A 20,169-nucleotide genomic window follows, 5' to 3' on the forward strand; every position below is an offset into this window, starting at 1 on the left:
GATGCGTTGTGCCTTCGCCGGCATTGTCGCCCCGATGCCTTGGGCGAAGGTGATGAATGCCTGGTGGCCGGGGAGACGGGACAAGCCGCTCCTCGTCGAGGCTACTCATGGCGGCATAGAACTATTCACGATTCATCCGCTCCAGCGCGCACCACGATAGATGATCACCGAGGAGGTGAACTACTCACTCCTGCCAGGCGGCCACCACGTCGTCCGGTCCCCAGATCAGGTCGACGCTTTGGTCGGGCAGGTTCACTCCGGAACGGGAGACGACCACGAGACCGGTGCGCTGATCGTCGAAACCTGGTATCTGGTTTGATCCTTCGCGCAGCTGACGCAGGTCGTGGGAGTCGAAGGGGGTTCCCAGCCACTTCAGTGACCCGCAGAAGTGGATGTGGGAGGCAATGGGCCCGCGGTCGGCTCCGACCAGGTCGATCTCGGGATCGAAGCGCCGGTTCCACCAGCCACCGACCACCTGGACCTGGGGCCAGTCCAGGTCGCCGGTCAGAGCGGCCTGTTCGAGGGACAGCCGGACCAGAGGCTCAACGGCACGCCCGCGCCAGCTGCTCCACCGGTTCTGGAACAGGCGGAAGCCGACGTCTGGCCGGCCGCGTCGGGAAAGATTGTGAACCTCTCTGAGGACCGCCAGGTATAGGCGCAGGTTGCTGTCGGCCACCCGGTAGAGGGCGGGTTTTCCGCCGGAGGTCGACAGTGGCTGGTCGGTGGCCAGCACCTGCTTGTCGTCGGTGAGCCGGCGCAGCAGGGGCGACAGGGTGCCTGAACTCACCTGTCCGTCCTGGCCGCCTGCCGCACTGGCGATGCTGGTGAAGGCCCGGGTGTCGCCCCCGACGGCCTCCAGCACCCGGCGGGCCACATCGGGACCTGGAAACTCCGATGCCAGTGACTGTTCCGGCACGGTGAACACCGGCGAGGCCGGGTCGGTGCACTCATCGCGCAGGTAGTCCTCCGCGGGGATGCCGGCCGGCCAGCGCAGGAGAATACCGGGAAGGCCTCCGGTGATCATGTGGGCGTCGATGGCATCGGTGCCGGTGAGCGACGTGGCTGCCGCTGTCTCGCCCAGGTTCAGTGGCCCGAGCACGAGGGTGTCGGCGCGGCCGTAGAAAGGGCGCTCGTAGGCGGTGAACCGCTGCATCATGTGCAGGTCGCTGCCGAGCAGGAGCAGCAACACCGGCCGGCGTGACAGCAGGCGGTCCCAGGCCACCTGGAGATGCCCGTCGAAGGTGTCGTCCTGCTCCGCCAGCCAGGGCAACTCGTCGAGCACGACGATGCTGGGCCGGTCGGGCAGCGCACCGGCCAGCACGCGCAGCATGTCTCCCCAGCCACCGGCCGGGCTTGTCGGCAGAAGAGCCCGGTCGACGGGCAAGTCTGACTCGGTGAGGGCAGCGAGTAAATCGGTGGTCGACTCGGTGGTCGAGGCGCCCTTGACGGCGGTGTAGTAGAGGTAAGGGAGCCCGGACCGGTCACACAGCTCCTGGACCAGGCGGGACTTGCCGACCTGGCGCCGCCCCCGGATGGCGACCGCAAGGCCGGTCCCTGTCTGGGTGATGTGCCGGATCCGTTTTGTCAGCAGGGACAGTTCGGTGCGCCGGCCTACGAACAACGGAAGCCCCCAAGGTAGATCGCATCTATGTAGATTCAATCTACATCAAGTGGTAACGCTTCGCTGCTGTTCGTCGGGGGGCGCACCGGCGGGTACCGAGGCCGGCCCACCAGCCTTCCCTGGGGAGGTGCCGCCACTTCCCCGGGGAAGGTTTGCCTGATCACGAACGAAGGTGGTCCTTACTGTCCCGTCGGCTACCCGGCCATCCCCTGTGCCGTCAGCCATTCCAGGTCGTCCTGGTCGCGGGCTCGCTGCTGTTCGTCCCGGGTGAACAGGGCTCGTGTCTTGGTCAGGACCAGCACGAACGGGCGTCCCTGGCGGCGGGTGACGTGGGTGACGGGCAACTCGGCGCTGTCGATGCGGGAGTGGATGTGAGAGCGGGAGTTCTTGGCCAGCGGCCAGTCCTTGGTCTGTTGCTGGGGTGAGGCCAGGAACGCCGTGAGGGTCTGGCACAGGTCGCAGGTGCAGCCGGACCGCAGAGCGATCGACCAGTCGCCGGGGGAGCGGACGGGAGTGTCGAGGCGCTTGCTCAGGAGCTTTGCCTCGGCGGCGCCGAGGGTGATGAAGACGGGTTCCCAATCAGAGCCAGGATCCTGCTCGGCGGCGTCGCGCAGGGCACTCAGCACGGCGGGCGATGCTGTCGGGAGAACTTGGCGACAGCGGTGAGTACGTCGCTCGCCTCGACGGTGATGGCGGCGCGTAGGCATGCGCTCAGGGCGGTGCCGAGCTTCTCCAGTTCCTGCCGTTCAGTCGAGGTCGGCTGCGCGCTCGCGGTGCGGCTCAGCAGGAGGGCCAGGGACGGCCAGGCGAGGGTGACGAGGCTGCGTTGCAGACCTTCCTGGGCGGCCCGCCTTTCCTGGGCCGCGCGGGACCGGCCGGTGATGGTGGGCCGGGCGCACAGCTCGGGCAGCTGGCGGATCCAGTCCGCGCGGGAGAATCCCAGGTAATGGTGCATTTTCACGGTGAACCAGCCCTCGAGCAGAGAGGTGGTCCACGCGATGCCGAACGTGGCGGTGAGATCGGTCAGGGCGCTGAGGTGCCGGGCGGCGACGTGCTCGATCGTGAAGGGCTCGAGCAGGATGGTGGCCAGGTCGGGGTCGCCGGCCGCGTGCGCTGCGGCGAGGGTCTTCGCCAGCACGGAGCGGTCGTCGCGCAGGGCGGAGATGGTCTGTCGCCAGAAGGGTTTCAGATCGTCCGCGGTGACGCCGATGCCGTCCGGACCCTGGGCCCGCTGTACGAGTTCGTCCAGTGCCCAGGAGGGTGCGGCCTCGGCACGGACGGCGAAGTCTTTCGAGCGGGGCCAGATCACCACGGCCGCCCGGCGGTACCAGCGCTCCAGGGTGTTGCCGTAGTTGCCCTGGTACCCCTCGTACTCCGAACCTTCCGGGGTGAGAGCGGAATTGGTTGTGGCCGAGCCAGTGTCGGATTCCACGCCAGCGGCTGATCCTTCGACAACAGATGGTTGAAGTGGCCCCTTGCCGTCTCTTGCTCAGGCTTTCATCGAGGCGCCCGCCACTGAGAGTTCCCGCGCAGGGGAGGGCTCAGCACGACGAGCCCTCAGCCGTTATTCCAGCAGCTCAGGGGACGGAGGCGAGCCGCCCGAAGATGAGCTCCTCTCCTTCGGGGCAGTTCTGCGGGGGCTGGATTTCCATGCCGGTCGCAAACTCCACCAGTTTCACGCACGGTAGGAAGGTGAGGCGTCCAGGAACGACCCCGAACTCGTGAAATTTGTCGGCGTAGCGACGGGGGTCGTTCCCGAAGAGCTCATCGTCCATGAGGTTCGAGCTGGCTGACACCAGGCCGTTCGCATCGGCCACGGAGAACGACGCTCCTTTACCTTCAATGCTGACGACGGAGCCCATGATCATCGACTGCTCCCGGGCAGGCCGCGAAATCGCCGCGCCCAAGGCGAGGTTGGCGGCACGGGGTTCCCAGATCAAGGTTCCACCGGGACGCTGGTGAAGGATCACCAGGTCGTTGCCGATAAAGGGTTCAGCTCTCTCGAAGATGATGCGGTCTATGTCGTCCAGATCGATCGACAGCCAGGACGCTCCGAAGAGGGGCCAGCTCCTGACCTCGGCCACGGTCTTTCCCGGAACCGCGGTGAACGCGGTGTGCGACGGGTAATCGTCCCATTCAAATCCACCAGCCATACCCAGGATTATGCCCCCTTTGGACCGACAGGTGGTGTCAAGCACTACAGTCCCAACCTCATCGCCCAGGCCTTCATCGATACACCAGCCACAGGGAGTTCCCGCGTACGCGTGGTGACCCTTCATGGATGAGGGCGGCGAGAACCGAGCGGGTGATCTGCTGGCGGCGGCGGATGACTGAGCCGTCGTCGCTGGGACCGGAGCCCATCGGCGTCCACCATCAGCATTAATGGCAGAGGGCCGGATCGCTGGGTGGGCAGAGAGTAAATGACATGTCGAACGTCTTCTCGTACGCCAGTCGGCCTTGGTGATAGCGAACCTTGATTCCCTGCACGGTGGAGGCCTTCTCAGGTGTGGCGAATTCCAGGATCACTTGGGGTGTACTTCCGGGCGTGAGTCTGAAACCGTCGATCTCCCGATTCTCCGGCAGCTCAGCCTTCAGAGGTAGGGGCAGCGGGTATGCGCTGAACCCGCCGTCTTCCATGAGAGAGAACCGATATTCATCCCAGATATACGGGTCTCGAAGTAGTTCCACGTCATCGGGGTTGTTGGCGATCTGAACGCTGTCCAACACGATGGAACCGCTGGGTGGGCCGTTCAACTCAAGCACACCCCAAAAGACGCCGGTGTTGCCCTGGCGGATAGGGGCCAGGATCTCGGTAGCGCTGTTGGCCTTGAGCGGACCACTGCGCAACGGAACCCCGGGTATGGCCCCGGCGAGCGTGCCGGCCCCTGCTCCGATCACCACGGCCGTCACGACGCAAGCGATCACCCAGGAGCGAGACCGGCTGGCTGGGTGATCGCGTTCAGTTCCGTCACAGTGATGCTCGACCACTTGGTCTTCCATCACACCTGCTTCACCTTCGAGACCCCATCGGACCAGGTAAAGCCTCTGCCGCCCAGCGCGTAACCCGGTTTCTGTTCTCGGCCTCTTTGGGCGGTTGAAGCTGAAAGGCGCTGAGCACGTCGATGGCTCCTGGTGCCCCGACCAGACGGTGTCCCCGCATGACGAATCCTTACCGAGGCTCGGCCGGTCCCGGACTGGGCGAGGTGAGACTAATCCGGAACGAAACGAGCCAGAGCCCGATTGACCGCAGGCAGCTCGAACTGAGCAGCGTCGCTCTCATCCGCCGATGGCGGCGTGGTGGCCTGCTCGGGTGGCGCTGCCTGCCGCCCACCGGTGCACTGCGGGTACGGAGTGTCGTCCTCCGGGTCGAAGAGCTTCTCGATTTCGAGGGTGAGCTGCCAGGGGCCGTAGGTGTAGGTGGCCTTCTCACCGATGCCCTTCAAGAGCCAGAACAAACGCATAGTGTTGGGCTCTTCGTCCAGAGGCCGGCGGTTGCGCCCGGCACCGTAGGCGAACTCGTAGCTCTGGGTGCCGTTCCAGCCGAAGGCGGCCTGGATGATCTCGTGCAGGGCGGGCAGCGTGACCGCGTCGGGGAGTTCCAGCCGCCGCCAGATCGGCGGCTTGCTGCCCGTGACCAACACCTTGACCTGAAAGATCTCCTCGACCTGGATCTCGGTCTCGGCCATGGTGCCTCCGTTGCTCCACAGGATGTCCGAGTACAAGGGGACGCTCGGCTCACCGATCCCCTCGGCCATCTGTCGGGCACGGGTGTGGGTCAGGTAGAGGAAAGCGTCGATGTCTTCGATCTGGTCGGGTTGTTCCGGGCAGGGCGGTCGGCTGAGCGCGTCCTGCAGACAGCTGAGCGCTTCCTTCTCGTCAATGTTCCGGAAGTAGGCGCGCGGGTCGTCGGCCGCCGTCAGCGCGGCCTGCTTCTGTGCGCGCAGTCCGTCGCTGCCCTGGATGAACCACGTGTCCTTGATACCGCCGCCCAGGACATGGTCGATCAGCACCATGAGCGTGTGCTCGCGGTGACCGTAGGAAAAGTGGACGCCACAGGAGGCCTGAACACCGCTGACGTCACCGTAGAGCCAGGCCCGCTGCACCGTCAGAGGCACGGGCCGGGCCCAGCGGGGAGGGACGATGTCCAGTTCCTGGAGTTGCACGGCCGCGCGAAGGGCCAGCTCACGCACGTGCGCGGGACCCTGATCGGCCAGCAGGAGCAGTAGCCCGAGCGCCATCGGACCCGGGGCCCGCAGACACGCGGCCACGGCGTACTTCAGCAGCAGGCTGATGGCTTCGATGCGTTGCCGATCGTCGGCGCCGTCCATGGCATCCGTGACGGTGCCGAAGATCGACGAGACCGCCATCTCCGCGTCCATCCGGTGCCGGGTCTGGCTGAGTGCATCAAGAAGGCTGGTCACGACGCGCTGGGCGAGTTCACGGCCCACATCGTCGGGTAGATCGCTGAGTTCGGGCGGCAGAGGAAGCGGACTCACCGTTACCTGGGACGGTGCGGAATGGCCGGGGCCAGGGTCAAGGACGCGCTGGAACGGGTCGCGGAGCGGTGTGGAGCGCGTCGCTTCTTCTGCACCATCCTTCTGATGCTGCCAGGTCGGTGGCCGAGGGGTGAGTTTCTGCAGGGTCGGCTTTCTCGAGAGCTTTGCTCCGACAGTGCGGTGACCGGGTAGATGTTATCGGTCATCAGCGCATCGGGCTGTCCTGGCCGTTCCGGGGGACTTGGAGCGGCCAGGACGAGTCGTCAGCTAGAGAGGGAGTCGAGCTCGCCGCTCTTCGCGCTTTCCAGCCAGGTGGCGAAGCCGGCCGGAGTCAGAGACTGCACAGGGCTGTTCTCCCCGAGCTTGCTGTCCCTGACCTGCACAGATTCACTGGTGCGACGCATTTCCACGCACTCACCAGAACCGCTGCTAGCCGTGGCTTTGACCCAACCGCCGTCATCGTAGTTCGTCACTTGAACTCCTCGATTGGAACGCTGGTGAGGCAAAGGTTAGCGAAGGCCTCACGATAGGCGCTGACGTGCCGCGTTCCTTCGAGGTAGCGAGCCCCCGTGAGGGCTTCGAGGTACACCACCGAGGGGCGCTGGTTGTCCGGGAAGTCCATCAGGGAGAACCGGGCGGCCAGGTCGGAGTGGGCCCGGGCGCGATGAGGAATGACGCGGATGTCCACGCCCGGTTGCTCGTTGACCTTCCCCAGGAAGGCCCGTTGTTCAGTCATGACCTCTGCTGAACCGATTTCAAGGTCGAAAGTACCCGCTCCGAGAACGATCTGAACGGATCGATCGGTGCGTTCCAGCATGGATCGCTGGCGTTCCTGGCGCAGTCTCAAGCGCATGGCGACTACGGCTGGATCGGCCGGGCCGTCCGTGTCCATCACCGCCTCGGCATAAGTGCTGGTCTGAAAGACTCCCGGCACGAGTTCGGGATGCCAGTAGGCGAGCCTGGAGCATCGCCGTTCACAAGCCAGATAGAGATCCAGCCATCCCGGCACGGCATCGCGGCTGTCTTCCCAGAACGCCTCTGACTTGGCCATATCGGCAAGGTGAATCAGCTCTTTGGCCTCGCCCGGTTCCACTTCGTAGAACCGGCACAGCGTCCAGACGTCACCGGGCTCGGCCCGAACGCCAGTCTCGATCTCCCGTAGTTTCGTCAGGCCGAAGATCTTGGCCTCGGCGATGTCGTTCTGTGTTTTCCCGGCCTTCTTGCGGGCGGCTTCGAGGCGGAGCCCGAGCTCGCTGCGGACCAACTGTGATCCTGGCATGGTGCTGCCACCCCCGTGACAGTGCGATCGACGTTTTCGGACGTTGCAGGTTGCCCCCGCTCGGAAACCGAGCCTTGCCCCCAGACGGCATTTCGGTGAACCGTAGGCCGTGCGCAGCCGGTCGACAACTGCTACTGCGAAACGTCTTACGGAGAGAACATCATGACACAGTCGCGAACGTGCCCTCTGCCGGATGTTTCCCGTTGCTGCCTACTGGACAACGGCGTCCTCAATGATTTCAGGCCGCCCGCCTGACCTGGACCGCCCGCGCGTGCCTCATGTGAAAACGGGGGAGGCACGCGCGGGCCTGCATTTGAAGGGCCTTGTGCATGAGCCAGATTCAGCCGCAGAACGATCAGCAGTGGACGAAGATCTCACTGGTCGATACCGAGGCCATTGATCGTGAACGCGTCATCGGACGGACTCAGCTGGCCGACGATTACGTGCTGGTCCGGGTAGCCCAGCGCGTTGACTTCGACCTGCTCGGCGTACCGATCGGCAAGAACGTGCACCGGCCGCGGATCGCCATGGGGGAGTTGTTCGAGCTGGACAGCCGGCAGGCTCGGACGATCGCGGGTGATCTGCTGGCGGCGGCCGATTTCTTCGATGTCATCGCGCAGACTGAAGCTCAGCAGCGGCTGTGACGGGACGAGTGTCTCGTCGACGATGCCTTGAGGCAATGGGCGTGAATGACTTGTCCTCGCTGCGCCCGACCTTTTCGTCGAACAGGGCTACGACGCCGCCACCGTCGCGCAGATCACCGAGAGGTCCGGGCTTACCAAGAGCACCTTCTTCCGGCGCCTTCCCGACGAGCGCGAGCTACTCGTGGTCGGGCAGGAGACGCGGAGCCGCTGCTGGCCTAGGAGATCGCCGAAGCACCGGACGCGGCCGGCCCGCTCGACGCGGTTGCCGGCAGCCTTGTGCGCGCGCCCGAGGCGATGGGCCCGGTGGTGCGCGAGATCGTCCCACCAGCGCCCATCGGCGAGCGGCGCTCAGCGGGTGAGCTGAGGAGCTTTCAGTTCCACGATCTGGGTTCTCGAGGTGCACCGAACGCGGAGAACGAGCTGAACTGCTTCACCGAGTGGACGGGTAAAAGATGTACGAGCCTGCTGTTTCAGGACTATCGGGTCGCCCACCTGCACCCGGATATCATTCCGATCAGAGCGGCGCTGAATGAACACCTGAACTGAAGCCGTTGCTTCTGGATCGGCCTCGCCCCCGACCGTCATTTCCGCGGAGAACTGGCTGTAGGCGGCCGGCAGGGCATAGGTCACTTCATGCTGGACGTCGTCGGACTGGTTCGTCGGGCAGGACAGGCGAAGGTTTCGGCCCTCGGTCTCGAGAAAGCCGACGCCTGCTTTCGGTGACAGATCGGTCAGGTAGCGGATGTCGGAAGCTGTCGCGACAGGGGCTTGCGACGGTGAGCTGCCGGTCTGAGTCGATCCGGCGCTGGGCAGGGCGCCTGACGTACTTGTCGGCGGGTCGGCCGATGCATCACCGGTCTTGGCCGGGACGACGAAGACGGCAACGGCCGCGGCGGCTCCGATGATGCCTGCCAAGGTGCCGACGCAGGCCACCCAGAACTCGGCCGACCGGCCGCGCAGACGGAAACCCGATATTGGCATCTCTCCAAGTTCTCACGTCCTGGCCTTCGAAAATGCAGAATCCAAGAATCCCTGCGCGACCACAGCTGGGGTTCTATCGTTCCTCTTGCCGGTAGACGTGGAATTCACAGACGTTGAAACGTTGCTAGGGGGAAACTCTGTGTGGTCCAGGATGCGCAGTCCATTCATGTGGGCGTTTGTGGCGACAGTGTTGTCTGGGGTTTCTTTGGTGGTCGCGCTCATCGCCCTGGAGCGAGCCGGATCGGTATCGGTACAGGCAGCTTCGCCCGAGCAGACCAGGGCGGGCGCCGACCCGGCGGCACCGACCACCGCGGCGCCGGACCCAACCACCTCGGCCGACCCCATCAGTACTGAAGCGGAACCCACGACAACCGACGAGCCGCTCGTCACCAAGCTGCCCTCTCCAGGAGCCTCGTACGCGCCGGTCCGGGAAGACGTGCAAATGCGATTGGTCACGGGAGACACCCGCTACGTCGATCTGGACCAGCCGCTCGTCAACGCCGAAAGTGCCGCCTACGACGTAGCGTTCAGTGCGGGATTTGCCCAGCCGACGTTGAGGTTCGAGTCGGCCGATGTGGCCGTGGGAAAGTCGCCGACCATCACTCCCGATGAGTGTGCCCAGGAAATCCAGCTATCTCCGGTCGACGCGGAAGTCGAAGTCAGTCAGGACCTCGTGCTCTGTGCGGTGACCAACGGACTCGGGGCCGTCAACGAGCCGGCCCGCACGAAGATGGCTCGTATCGTGATCAACTCCGTGTCGAAGGACAACGCCGTGAATCTGACCGTCACCACCTGGGAAATTCCGCGCTGATCGAAGAGATCAACCAAGGCGCCGGCTCGGCGCCGACCATAAGATTGCGACCACTTGCTGTGAAGGGCTCCAGCGAGCTTCGACGTCATCGCTGGGACTGAAGCCCATCGACGTCCACCATGGGTGATCCCGAACTGAGAGACAAACTGGACGCTAGGATCCAGAACAATGCGCACTCGGGTGTGGTTCCGGATCCACTGGCGGATGTTCGTCGCCGGTTGGCGCCGGGGATCCCGATACCGGGCGGCCGCGCTGGGCGGGCTGGTCGCCAACGCTACTTTCGGTTTTCTCAAGGCCAGCATTCTGGTGGCCGCGGTGCGGGCCGGGGGCGGGGAGATCGGGGGCTACGATGCTGCGTCGATCACCGCCTACACCTGGTTGTCGCAGGCGCTGCTGGGGTCGGTGAACCTCTCGGGGCGTAGCGATCTCGCCGGCCGGATGAAAGACGGCAGTATTGCCGTGGATCTTCTGCGCCCCGTGGATCTGCAGACCGCGAGCACCGCTCAGGAGGTGGGCAGGGCGCTGTTCGCGCTGCTGCCTCGAGGTGTGCCGTTGGTGGCTCTTGGCGTGCTGGTCGGGGGCATGCGTCTTCCCCTTGAACCGGTGACCATGGCGTTGAGCGCGGTCAGCATCGTCGCGGGCACGACCTTGTCTTTCCTGACGGTCTATCTGGTGGCCATTGCCGGATTCTGGAGCGTGGAGACGCGGGGGATCCAGACGGCGTACATGATTCTCTCGGGCTTTCTGGCGGGTCTCTTCGTGCCGGTGACCTTGTTTCCCGGCTGGTTGCTCGCGGTGGCCCGGGCAACGCCTTTCCCCTGCATGTTGCAGACCCCGATCGACGTGCTGTCCGGACGGGTCACGGGGTTCTCGGCGGGGCAGGCGGTGATCGTTCAGCTGGTCTGGATCGCGGGAGTGCTGCTGCTGGGACGGTTGATCACCAGCGCCGGGCGTCGTCGCTTGGAGGTGCAGGGTGGGTGATCGGACCCGGCCCTACCGAGTGCTGCTGGGGGCACGCATGCGCGCCCAGAGCAGCTATCGAGCCAGCTTCGGGCTGGACCTGGTCAGCTCGCTGCTGATCGGGCTGGTGGAGCTGGCGGAGGTCTGGGTGCTGTACCGGGCCGTGGACGAGATCGGTGGCCTGGACCTGACGGCCGCACTCGTGGTGTTCGGCCTGGCCGACACTGCCTTCAGCATTGCCGATCTCCTGGTCGGGCACGTCGACAGACTGCCGGACTATCTGCGGGCCGGGACCTTTGACGTCTTCTGCCTGCGACCTCAGCCGCTTCTGGCGCAGCTGATCACCAGCGACATCAGCTTGCGGCGCCTGAGCCGGGTGGGGGTCGGGATCACCGTGCTGATCGTGGGGCTGATCGCCAACGATGTGACGCTCACGCCGAGCAGCGTCCTTCTTCTCCTGATGAGCCTCCTGACCGGTACGGCGATCTGCACGGGCATCTTCGTCGCAGCCGCGGGGGCACAGTTCTTCCTGATCGACGCGGCGGAAATGACGAACAGCGTGGTCTACGGCGGGCGTTACGCGGCCAACCAGCCGGGATCGGTGTGGAGCAAGCCCCTGGTTGCCGTTTTCGGCTTCGCCGTGCCCATGGCCTTCACCGGATATCTGCCGACCCTGACCCTGCTCGGCCTGCCCACACCGTGGAACCTTCCTGGCTGGGTGGGGTGGCTGGCGCCCGTGGCGGCGATCTGGATGTGGGGTCTGGCCGGGCTGTCCTGGCGCACGGGCACCCGGCACTATCAGGGAGGTGGCGGTTGATGTCCATCATCCGGACGGAGGCGCTCACGCGCCGGTTCCGCTTGCGTACCAAGGGATTCAGGAGCCGGGAGATCACGGCGATCGACGACCTGACGATCAGCATCGAAGCCGGCGAGTCGGTGGGCTACATCGGCGCCAACGGGGCGGGAAAGTCCACCACCATCAAGATGCTGGCCGGCATTCTCGTGCCCTCGTCGGGCTCGGCCCTGACCTGCGGGCTCCAGCCGGTGGCGCAGCGCCGGCAACTGGCCCGCCGGCTGGGAGTGGTGTTCGGCCAGCGATCTCAGCTGTGGTGGGACCTGCCCCTGGCCGAATCGTTCCGGATCCTGTCCGCCATCCACGACCTGAGCCGCGACCGGGAACGTGAGCGCACCGCCGAACTGGTCGAGAACATGGAGCTGGGAGAGTTTCTCGCGACTCCGGTGCGTCAGCTCTCGCTCGGCCAGCGGATGCGGGGGGAGGTCGCGGCCGCCCTGCTGCACTCACCGGAACTGCTGGTGCTGGACGAGCCGACGATCGGCCTGGACGTGGTGAGCAAGCAGCGTCTGCGGGAGTTCTTGCTTGCTGAGCGGACCGCGCACGGAACGACCCTGCTCCTGACGACGCACGACATGGGTGACGTCAGCCGGTTGTGCGAGCGCATCCTGCTGGTCGACCAGGGGCGTCTGGCGTACGACGGTAGCCTCGCCGGACTGTCGCGGACGGTGGCGATGCGCCGGGTGCTGGTGGTGGATCTTGCCGCGCCGACTCCTGACCTGCACGACCTGCCGCATGCCGAGCACCTCGGGAGTGAGGCCGATGGGCTGCGGCAGCGGCTGGCCTTCGATCCTGAGGTCACCACCGCAGCCGCATTGCTTGCGGCGGTTTCTGAGCGGGCGGCGGTGCGGGATCTGTCGGTGGAGGAACCGGATGTCGAAGATGTCGTGCGGAGGGTGTACCTGAGCCGGGGGCGATGACGGCTCGCTGGTGTGCTCAGAGTTAGCACCCGTTCTACTGAACGAAGACCTGTCCGAGGAAGGGTGGGCACCAGCGGGGCATGGTCGGCCCGCAGCATCGCGTCAGCGGGTCTCTTCGTCGGGCAACAGCGACGTCACCCCGTGCGGAGAGAGGGAGTGCGACGGCGGCAGGCTGAGCGGCGTGCGTGAGGTCACGACCCGGAACAGTCCTCTGGGCACCCGGCACTGCCCGATCAGATCCTCTTCCCCGATGCCTTCGCCGGCGAGCATCTCGACCGCCTTCGGCAGCAGCGACGGTTGCTCGATGATGCTGATCAGACCCGGCTCGTGCCGACGCCATCCGCGATGGGTGATGGTGTTCATGGCATTCCGGTACGAGACATCGCTCAGCCGGCCCAGCCTGCGGGCCCGGTACAGGAGCGCCTGGACACTCACACCCCACTGCTCCTTGAGCTGAGCCAGATGAGCCCAGACGTTGCCCCCCATCGAGGCCGGCAGTAGCTCGCGGAGTTGATGCGCCGGCATCAGTAGTTCTTCGGCGAAGCGGTTGGCCTGCTCCTCGATCACCCGGCCACCCGGCTCGGCGTCGTCGTGCATGACCAGGTGCCCGAGCTCGTGCGCGATGTCGAACCGCTGCCGGTAGTAGTCACGCTTGATCGGATTGAGCACGACGATCGGGCGTAGCGCACTGGAGAACGAGTAGGCGTCGACCGAGACTGCCTGCTCCGGGCTGAAAATGACGAGAATCCCGTGGTTCTCGAGCAGCCGCACCAGATGGCCGGCCGGATCTGATCCGAGGGACCACTGCTTGCGGACGAGTTGAGCGGCTCGCTCGGGCCCGTCACCTCCCGGATCATCGACCGGGAAGCTGGGTAGGTCGGGGTCCGGGAACTCGATGTGCCGCTCGAGACTGCTGGTGATGTCGACGGCGAGCTGGCCGTAGGCGAACGCCTGATCGCGCGCGATCTGGGTGGTGGATCGCAGCGAACGGAAGTGCGGCGTGCTGCTGAGAGCGGCGATGTCTTCGGCCCGGACGGCGAAGAACCCGGGATCGACCGTCAGCCGCAGCGCCAGCTGGGCCACCGTCGAAGCCGTCGGCCGTTTCGCCCCGGACTCCCAGCTCGCCACCGCAGTGGGTGTCTTGCCGAGGACCGCCGCCAGATCGGTCTTGCGCAGGCCGGCTAATTGCCGCGCGAGAGTGAGGCGGGAGCCGTCGAAGCGAGGGGCGACGTCGGCTGCGCGGTCTCCGGTCGGCTTGCGTGAGGTCACCGCTCATCACTAGCACGATCGTTGGCACGTTCGGCGCCGTGGGTGCGCCTCTTGACGACAGGGTCGGTGACGGGGACGGCCGGACCGGACGGGGGAGCGATGCCGTCGTTCCAGTCTTCCGCTCCGTGCGGACGAGTCTTGAGGTAGCGGAGCCAGTGCCAGGAACCTCCGCCCCGGTCGCTGCGGCGGGGCAGGCCGATCGCCAGCTCGGTCTGGTGGGTCACCGGGTGCAGCGCGTGGGCTATGACGAACGTGTGCAGGTCGAGGTCGACCGTTGGCTCGGGGTGGTTCAGAAGCTCGGCCGCATCGAACAGGACGCCCTGCTGTGGGTCGGTGCGGCCGGACTGACGAGCCACTGCCTGCTTGGTGGGGCTCTTCTGGGCCCAGGGGATGCGCTGGAGCCTGCCGAAGTCTCCCGAGGTGAGAAGCAGCCGCCAGTCGCCGTAGACCCAGCCGGGACTGCTGTTCAGGTCTTTGCGCTGAACCGTGCCCGCAGCCAGGCTCGGCATGCTGGTGATGTCGCCGTCGGTCAGCTCGGCGTACAGCTCGTCGCGGCCCAGGTGCTCGTCACCGGGCCCGACCACGTAGTCGACACAGCCGAAGACCCGGTCGAGACGGTCGCGGAAGAGCACGTAGCGCGATTGCCCCAGCCACTGCTCGTCGTACCCGGCCCGGGGGGCATAGTCGTTGAGGGCGCGACTCACAGCCGAGTCGTACGCCCATTCCACGGCCCCCAGAACGCCTACGCTCCGCAGTACGCCGACGACTTCCGCTTCCCCCATCACAGACACCAAGATACCCCGCTAACAGTAAGTTGTGTAGCAAAATGAACTGGGTGGGTGCTGGTGGGGTCGGTCTACACCCACCGCATCCGTGCCACCCGACCGTCACCGGTGCTCAATGCGTCTTCAATCTCGTCGAGAAACTGCCAGGGGCCCAGTCCTGCCGGTCGGGGAAAATCTTGTAGCAGCCAGGCCGTGACGCTGAACCCGAGCCACAGCGTGTACTTTCCGAAGAAGACGCCGGACGGCCCCTGCTCTTTGGTCAGTCCGCTGAAGAAGACCTGCGCGTGCACCTCGGGAATCTCGAGTAGGGGATGAGCCGCGAGAAATTCCTGGGTGGCAACCTTCAATTCGGCATAGGCGGGCCACTTCTCGCCACTCACCGCGAAGAAGGCCATGGCGGTGACCGCAACCAGCAGGTCACGCACCTCGCGGGAATCGTCGAGCCCCGCGGTCCTGATCTCGTCGATGACCCGGCCGAGCCGGCCGTAGTTCCGGTCGAATGCCGCTGCCAGCCCCTCTCGGAGCAGCCGGTCGGGCTCCGGGTCGACGGCCCCACGGGGTGTCCACTGCGGGCGCGCCTGCCGGCGCCAGTCCTGTCGCCGCCGGCGTCCCCGCAACGTCGTTCTGATCTGCACGCACAGGGGCAGGGCCATGAGGGACGTCGTGGGCACCGGCCCGAGGGGGTTGGGGATTCCGGTGGCAGCTTTCACTACGAACCAGGCTCCGACGCCGACATTGACCGCGCGCCAGGTCTTGACCATGCGCCGTTCGGCGAGCCAGGGCCCGAACACCGTCGGGCGGAAGTCGGTGCTGGCGGTGACTGGCATGGTGGCCTCTTCGTTCGGGGATCCGGGTCGCGAACGAAGATATGGTAATTCCGGCCAGATATCGGAAATTCCGAACGTGGAGGCAGTGCCGGTTCAGGCGGATGTACTTCGGCACTGCGGAGACGTCACCCAGCTCATTCCGTGATCATGGCTGGTACTACCGATGGCGGCGTGAGGAAGCACGCGGTCCGCCCGGGGCGCGGGAACCAGGCTGGTCAAGGCCGTGGCGCGTCCGCGGTAGCTTGCGAAGCGGATCCAAGAACTGTTGTCCTGGGCATCATTTGATGGACTGGGCCCATCTGCTGAATCATCGGGCGGCGCTGGGCCGGAGACCGGCCCAGCGCCCGGCAGAGCCTCAGCCCTGGTGGGCTTCCAGCGTCACCAGGGACGCAGCAAGCGCGTAGAACTTGTTCGTGCCCAGGTCGCGGACCGTCTTGATGTTGAAGTCGGCGGCCAGGTGCTCAGCGTGAGCCTTCGTCACACCGGACAGCGCGGAGACCGGGGCGTCGAGGATCTCCGTGATGTTGCTGCTCTCGAAACCCTTGTCCAGAGCCTTGGTGAGGTCAATCGCAACGGCCATGTGTATCTCCCGAGATGTCACGTACCGGTTCTTCCGCCCGGTATCGGCGATGAGCCTGCCACGGATGGGGCGCATGCGACGAATGGTGCTGTTCGGGGTGCAGGAGGGCTGCTGCAGGAGGGCGGTGGTTCGGTCTGTGCCCGGAGTGCAGGATCTCGGTCGTGGGGCGCAGTGTCACGGCCGTCCCGGTACCCGGCGGTCGATCGCTGGATGAAGCCCTGCTCAGGACGGTCGAGGGTCCCCCGCGGGCTCTCGAGCGTTGTGTACACCTGGTACATCCGGTACCGGATGTACCAGGTGTACACAACAGTTGGCCTCCGCTCCGGGTGCCGGTCTCCGGGCGCGGCTTCGTGCGGGCGGTATGTCTTCCCCGAAGCAGTGGCCGGCGCAGTGGCCGCCGCAGTGGCCGGCGCAGTGACCGGCGCGGTGACCGGCGGAGTGAGTAAATAGCTGGCTCGTGACGCGGTGCGTCATCTGTCCCTGGGGAGAGAGCGCCGGCGGTCGTAAGGGCGTCTTGCCGGCCGGTCGGTGTCCACGCTGGGGAGCGCTCGCGGGCGGTTCGCCGCCGGTGGTTCGGGCTTGGGAACCGAGCGTTGCCCGCGTTCGGGATTTTGGGGAACGGTAGGTCGTCAGGAAGCAGTCGGCGCCGGGGACGGTCAGGGCTGCTGTCTCGGGACTTACGGGGAGAACGTCATGACAGGATCGCGAACGGAGTTGGCGCCGTGGGACATTCCCTGGCTGTGTCGGCTCGTTGTTGATCTCAGGCGTCACGGTGTGCCGGTGCACGAGGCCAGAGTGCTTCATCCTGATGCTGTAGCCATCAGTTTCGAGCCGAATCTGGGGCAGGCCCAGATTCTGGAAGGGCTGCTCCTGGCTACGCCCGGCGTGGTTGCCGTGCGGCCTGCCGGTGAGCGCGTGGTACAAGCTTATCGACAGTTGCCGGCGCGATGACGGGGCCCCGTCTGGGCCGGGCCGATATTGCTGTCGGAGATGAGCTTTCCGGTCTGGTGGTGTGGCTGGAGTTCGTCTTCCGCTCGTACGACATCACGGTCTGGTCCGGCCGGCGCACTCTCGCGGTGATGGACCGCGATCACTTCGCGGCCTGGCTCGACGGTGGTGCTGACCTGGTCATCGACGACCTGGCCTGGAGCCGGCAAGGCGGCCGGGCGCTGCTGACCATTGACGGTCACCACACCTATCCACTCGACCACGAGACGCTGGCCGTGCTCAAGATCTAGGGCGATGGCCACGCCCGTTGGCCCGCTCCTTCGTTCGTCATCACCGCGTTCGGAGATCGGCGGGCTTCTTCTGGAAGCCGCCGACTTCTTGGGGGAGGCTGGAAGCAAAGGTGATGCGTCGTCCTCAATTGGCGCCCTGACCCGAAGCCGGCCGCGCGCTGGGTGGGTGCAGCGCGGCCTGGAACGATGGGCGCGAGGTTCTTAGCGTTGGGCCATGGTTTCTTATCAGCGCCCGATCGGATCCGGCTTCGGCCCGAAAACAACGACTGCAGAGGTGCTTGCCGGTGTCGACCTGACCGGCAAGGTCGCCATCGTGACAGGTGGATACTCCGGTATCGGTATTCCTACGACGCTGGCCCTGGCCGGTGCGGGGGCCACTGTCGTCGTACCTGCCCGCCGGCCGGATGCCGCCGCCGCGCAGCTGGAGGGGGTGAAGGGCGTCGAGATTGCTGAGCTCGACCTGGGAGACCTCGGTAGTGTGCGGGCTTTCGCGGAGTCCTTCCTGGCCGGCGACCGCGGGCTCGACCTGCTGATCAACAATGCCGCCGTCATGGCGATGCCGTTGACGCGGGTGGGTCCGGGCTGGGAGGCACAGTTCGCGACCAACCATCTCGGTCACTTCGCGCTGACCAGTCGGCTCTGGCCCGCGCTGGCCCGGGACGGTGGTGCGCGGGTGATCAGCTTGAGCTCTGTGGGGCACAAGGGCTCCGACATTCAATGGGACGATCTTCAGTTCCACAACAGCTACGAGAAGTGGCGGGCGTACGGTCAGGCCAAGACCGCCAACGTACTGTTCGCCCGGCATTTGGATCGGATCGGCGAAGCGGTTGGGGTGAGAGCCTTCTCCGTTTTCCCAGGTGGCATTCGGACGCCGTTGCAGAGGCATATTACGATGGACGAGATGGTCGCCCTCGGATGGATGGACGCGGAGGGCAACGAGATCTATCCGTGGAAGACACCGGACCAGGGGGCCGCGACCACCGTCTGGGCAGCTACTTCCGATCAGCTCGCGGGGATGGGTGGGGTCTACTGCGAGGACGTTGATGTTGCTGCCATCTCGGACATCGGCACGGAGGAAGGGCTGGCCCGCGGAGTCCATCCGCATGCGATCGATCCGGCTTCAGCTGAACGGCTTTGGATGCTCTCGGTGGGGCTGACCGGTACGGGCGTCCACGTCTGAGGCGGGCTTGACCGACGAGCCGGATCCCGTCTCGAGGGCCGTGAATCGTCCACCTTGTGGGTGCCCCCTGGGTACACGGGACTGCGGCGATCTGCTCCCACCACGAGGTCTCTTGCTGGGCAGGGGAAAATCTCTCCGCAGTTCGCCGTGCAACGCATCGATCCTGGCACCGACGATATCCCAGGCGGCCTCGGCCACTCCGGGATGAGCATCCCGGTCGATCTCCGCCATTCCTGCGCTCAGGCGCTCAAGGGTGTCGTGAAGAGTCAAGACGGCACGGCGGTGGGGCATCGTCCACCGGGAGGCCTCGTCCATGAGGTGAGCGGCTCCGAGCGTGTGCATGTCTCGTGCCCCGGCCACGTCCATGGCGAACCGGGTCTCGCCGGTGTTCTGGTGCAGGTGCATGGCAATGTCATAGGCGGGTGCCAATTGGTGTGAACCGTCCGGAAGATGGAGCACAGAAACGTTCTTCGCGTGAGCATCCACGTTGCCGATCGCTACGTTGACGGTGGTCAGGGCCAGCAACGGCTCGAGCGAGACCCCGATGTCGGTCAGTTTTGCGGCGATGGCGGCGAGAGAGGGAATTGCTGCTCCGTACTGGAATTTGCGGAACGGGTTGTCGGTGTTCAGCCCCAGCATCTGGGCGGCGTCTTCCTGGTGAAGGCGCCGCACCGTTCCGGCCCCGATGTCGGCGATGCGGTCGTAACGAGTCACCACAATGGTTCGGGTGCCCGCAAACGTGTGCAGATGCGCCTGTACGTCGCTGACCCCGGCGTAGCGTGCGAGTTCAAGTGCCGCCACTTCGGTATCGATGAGATCGGCAGTTCGACTGCCCTCGGGACGGGACAGTTTGACGATGTGAGTGGATGGGGCCTTGGGAGTGGGCATCGACCAGCCGGTAGCTGTCCGGGTCAGTACGATCTTGGTCTCGAGCCCCGCCAGCGAACTGGCCTGATCTGCCGCTCCGGCCTCGTCTGCTTGAGCGAGCAAGTCGGCAATCTCTTGCTCTGAAAGATCTTTCAACGGACGATCGGGCTGGCCAGGATCATCTCCCTCCGGAACCAGGACGAGGGCCCCGGCGGTGTCGCGGCCGTAGTGGCCCAGAAAGCCCAGCACGTCGTTCGGGTCTACCCCTGCGCGCTCGGCCAGGCGGATGCGCGCGCGACCTTCAGGCATCAGCCCACGCAGCCAGGCCTGCACGACTGCTGAGTGCGGTGACTTGGTCAGCAACGGTAGCTGCATCGAGACCAAGCTCGCGCCGGTGCCCCAGCGTTGTAGTCCCTGGGGGGTGAAATCGATGCTGAGTCGTCCTGTTGCAGCCCGCCGGACGACCGCGACATGGGTGCCGTACAGCCAGGCGTCCAGGTCGGTCATGGGGCGCGGACCTCGAAGTGGAGCCCTAGTTCCCGCAGGAGGGCGAAGAGGCGTGTGGTGTAGAGCGTCCCTTGTCCTGTCTCGACCTGGTGGACGTACTTGCGGTCAGCGCCGATGCTCTCGGCGAGCTCCTCCTGCGTCAGCTCGGCCCGCTCGCGCACTTCCCGGAGAAAGACGCCCAGATCCCCCGGGCCGTTGACCCGTGCCCACAGTTGATCGTCATCGTTCCTCACCGCAGGATCACCTCGTGTGTCGATATCTGCACATGCCGTCGATGTTCCAATATTGGCACATCGACCGCGTGGGTTGATATCGACACACGGGAGGGGGGCTGGTCGCTGTCCGATCGTG

General features: G+C 65.6%; 22 protein-coding genes and 1 pseudogene. 8 read left to right on the forward strand and 15 right to left on the reverse strand.

Going from position 1 to position 20,169, the window contains the following annotated elements; genetic code table 11:
- Window positions 1-184: 184 nt before the first annotated feature.
- From QSK05_RS28910 to QSK05_RS28945, 8 genes are all read right to left on the reverse strand, one after another.
- Window positions 185-1,621: an AAA family ATPase gene (locus tag QSK05_RS28910; RefSeq protein WP_285600525.1), complete on the reverse strand. Its 1,437-nt coding sequence runs from the start codon at window positions 1,619-1,621 to the stop codon at window positions 185-187.
- Window positions 1,622-1,815: 194 nt separating this feature from the next.
- Window positions 1,816-2,247 carry a hypothetical protein gene (locus QSK05_RS28915; protein ID WP_285600526.1) on the reverse strand — a complete coding sequence of 144 codons (432 nt, stop codon included), beginning with the start codon at window positions 2,245-2,247 and terminating at the stop codon, window positions 1,816-1,818.
- Entirely contained in the window at window positions 2,241-3,053 is an 813-nt protein-coding gene (locus tag QSK05_RS28920) for a hypothetical protein (RefSeq protein ID WP_285600527.1), read from the reverse strand. The genes QSK05_RS28915 and QSK05_RS28920 overlap by 7 nt, the downstream gene beginning before the upstream one ends.
- 145 nt (window positions 3,054-3,198) lie before the next feature.
- Window positions 3,199-3,774 (reverse strand): hypothetical protein, encoded by a 576-nt coding sequence (locus QSK05_RS28925; protein WP_285600528.1) that lies wholly within the window; start codon window positions 3,772-3,774, stop codon window positions 3,199-3,201.
- Between the two features lie 226 nt (window positions 3,775-4,000).
- Window positions 4,001-4,621 (reverse strand): hypothetical protein, encoded by a 621-nt coding sequence (locus QSK05_RS28930; RefSeq protein WP_285600529.1) that lies wholly within the window; start codon window positions 4,619-4,621, stop codon window positions 4,001-4,003.
- 209 nt (window positions 4,622-4,830) lie between these two features.
- Complete coding sequence (locus tag QSK05_RS28935) at window positions 4,831-6,117, reverse strand: plasmid pRiA4b ORF-3 family protein (protein ID WP_285600530.1); 1,287 nt, start codon at window positions 6,115-6,117, stop codon at window positions 4,831-4,833.
- A gap of 263 nt (window positions 6,118-6,380) precedes the next feature.
- A complete protein-coding gene (locus QSK05_RS28940; protein WP_285600531.1) occupies window positions 6,381-6,590 on the reverse strand; it encodes a DUF397 domain-containing protein in 210 nt (69 codons plus the stop codon).
- Entirely contained in the window at window positions 6,587-7,381 is a 795-nt protein-coding gene (locus QSK05_RS28945) for a helix-turn-helix domain-containing protein (RefSeq protein ID WP_285600532.1), read from the reverse strand. Before QSK05_RS28945 ends, QSK05_RS28940 begins: the two co-directional genes overlap by 4 nt.
- A gap of 344 nt (window positions 7,382-7,725) precedes the next feature.
- On the opposite strand from QSK05_RS28945, the gene QSK05_RS28950 reads away from it, so the two are divergent.
- Together QSK05_RS28950 and QSK05_RS36515 are read left to right on the forward strand one after the other, a co-directional pair.
- Window positions 7,726-8,040, forward strand: a complete 315-nt coding sequence (locus QSK05_RS28950) for a hypothetical protein (RefSeq protein WP_285600533.1) — start codon at window positions 7,726-7,728, stop codon at window positions 8,038-8,040.
- Window positions 8,041-8,152: 112 nt separating this feature from the next.
- Window positions 8,153-8,364: pseudogene (locus QSK05_RS36515) on the forward strand (TetR family transcriptional regulator); the annotation flags it as partial.
- 24 nt (window positions 8,365-8,388) lie between these two features.
- Here the strand turns inward: QSK05_RS36515 and QSK05_RS28955 are convergent.
- Window positions 8,389-9,021 carry a hypothetical protein gene (locus QSK05_RS28955; RefSeq protein WP_285600534.1) on the reverse strand — a complete coding sequence of 211 codons (633 nt, stop codon included), beginning with the start codon at window positions 9,019-9,021 and terminating at the stop codon, window positions 8,389-8,391.
- A gap of 208 nt (window positions 9,022-9,229) precedes the next feature.
- On the opposite strand from QSK05_RS28955, the gene QSK05_RS28960 reads away from it, so the two are divergent.
- The 4 genes from QSK05_RS28960 to QSK05_RS28975 all read left to right on the forward strand — a co-directional run bounded on the left by QSK05_RS28960 (window position 9,230) and on the right by QSK05_RS28975 (window position 12,565).
- The gene (locus tag QSK05_RS28960) at window positions 9,230-9,832 is read left to right on the forward strand and encodes a hypothetical protein (protein ID WP_285600535.1); all 603 of its coding nucleotides are present in this window, start codon (window positions 9,230-9,232) and stop codon (window positions 9,830-9,832) included.
- Between the two features lie 168 nt (window positions 9,833-10,000).
- Window positions 10,001-10,813 (forward strand): ABC transporter permease, encoded by an 813-nt coding sequence (locus tag QSK05_RS28965; RefSeq protein ID WP_285600536.1) that lies wholly within the window; start codon window positions 10,001-10,003, stop codon window positions 10,811-10,813.
- Window positions 10,806-11,609: an ABC transporter permease gene (locus QSK05_RS28970; protein WP_285600537.1), complete on the forward strand. Its 804-nt coding sequence runs from the start codon at window positions 10,806-10,808 to the stop codon at window positions 11,607-11,609. The genes QSK05_RS28965 and QSK05_RS28970 overlap by 8 nt, the downstream gene beginning before the upstream one ends.
- Entirely contained in the window at window positions 11,609-12,565 is a 957-nt protein-coding gene (locus QSK05_RS28975; RefSeq protein WP_285600538.1) for an ABC transporter ATP-binding protein, read from the forward strand. The genes QSK05_RS28970 and QSK05_RS28975 overlap by 1 nt, the downstream gene beginning before the upstream one ends.
- Before the next feature lie 102 nt (window positions 12,566-12,667).
- Here QSK05_RS28975 and QSK05_RS28980 read toward each other — a convergent pair whose 3' ends face one another.
- The 4 genes from QSK05_RS28980 to QSK05_RS28995 form a co-directional block, all read right to left on the reverse strand.
- Window positions 12,668-13,834 (reverse strand): helix-turn-helix domain-containing protein, encoded by a 1,167-nt coding sequence (locus QSK05_RS28980; RefSeq protein ID WP_285600539.1) that lies wholly within the window; start codon window positions 13,832-13,834, stop codon window positions 12,668-12,670.
- On the reverse strand, window positions 13,831-14,538 hold the full coding sequence (locus QSK05_RS28985) for a hypothetical protein (protein WP_285600540.1): 708 nt from the start codon (window positions 14,536-14,538) through the stop codon (window positions 13,831-13,833). Before QSK05_RS28985 ends, QSK05_RS28980 begins: the two co-directional genes overlap by 4 nt.
- A 152-nt stretch (window positions 14,539-14,690) precedes the next feature.
- Window positions 14,691-15,446: a hypothetical protein gene (locus QSK05_RS28990; protein ID WP_285600541.1), complete on the reverse strand. Its 756-nt coding sequence runs from the start codon at window positions 15,444-15,446 to the stop codon at window positions 14,691-14,693.
- A gap of 355 nt (window positions 15,447-15,801) precedes the next feature.
- Window positions 15,802-16,026, reverse strand: coding sequence for a hypothetical protein (locus QSK05_RS28995; RefSeq protein WP_285600542.1), 225 nt, complete (start codon window positions 16,024-16,026; stop codon window positions 15,802-15,804).
- Window positions 16,027-16,973: 947 nt separating this feature from the next.
- On the opposite strand from QSK05_RS28995, the gene QSK05_RS29000 reads away from it, so the two are divergent.
- Window positions 16,974-17,264, forward strand: a complete 291-nt coding sequence (locus tag QSK05_RS29000) for a hypothetical protein (RefSeq protein ID WP_285600543.1) — start codon at window positions 16,974-16,976, stop codon at window positions 17,262-17,264.
- Between the two features lie 214 nt (window positions 17,265-17,478).
- Window positions 17,479-18,444 carry an oxidoreductase gene (locus tag QSK05_RS29005; protein WP_352302972.1) on the forward strand — a complete coding sequence of 322 codons (966 nt, stop codon included), beginning with the start codon at window positions 17,479-17,481 and terminating at the stop codon, window positions 18,442-18,444.
- Here the strand turns inward: QSK05_RS29005 and QSK05_RS29010 are convergent.
- Window positions 18,385-19,818 carry a type II toxin-antitoxin system HipA family toxin gene (locus QSK05_RS29010; RefSeq protein WP_285600545.1) on the reverse strand — a complete coding sequence of 478 codons (1,434 nt, stop codon included), beginning with the start codon at window positions 19,816-19,818 and terminating at the stop codon, window positions 18,385-18,387. The genes QSK05_RS29005 and QSK05_RS29010 overlap by 60 nt on opposite strands.
- Window positions 19,815-20,051, reverse strand: a complete 237-nt coding sequence (locus QSK05_RS29015; RefSeq protein WP_285600546.1) for a helix-turn-helix transcriptional regulator — start codon at window positions 20,049-20,051, stop codon at window positions 19,815-19,817. The genes QSK05_RS29010 and QSK05_RS29015 overlap by 4 nt, the downstream gene beginning before the upstream one ends.
- Between the last annotated feature and the right edge of the window lie 118 nt (window positions 20,052-20,169).

Source organism: Kineosporia sp. NBRC 101731, assembly GCF_030269305.1.
Lineage (GTDB): Bacteria > Actinomycetota > Actinomycetes > Actinomycetales > Kineosporiaceae > Kineosporia.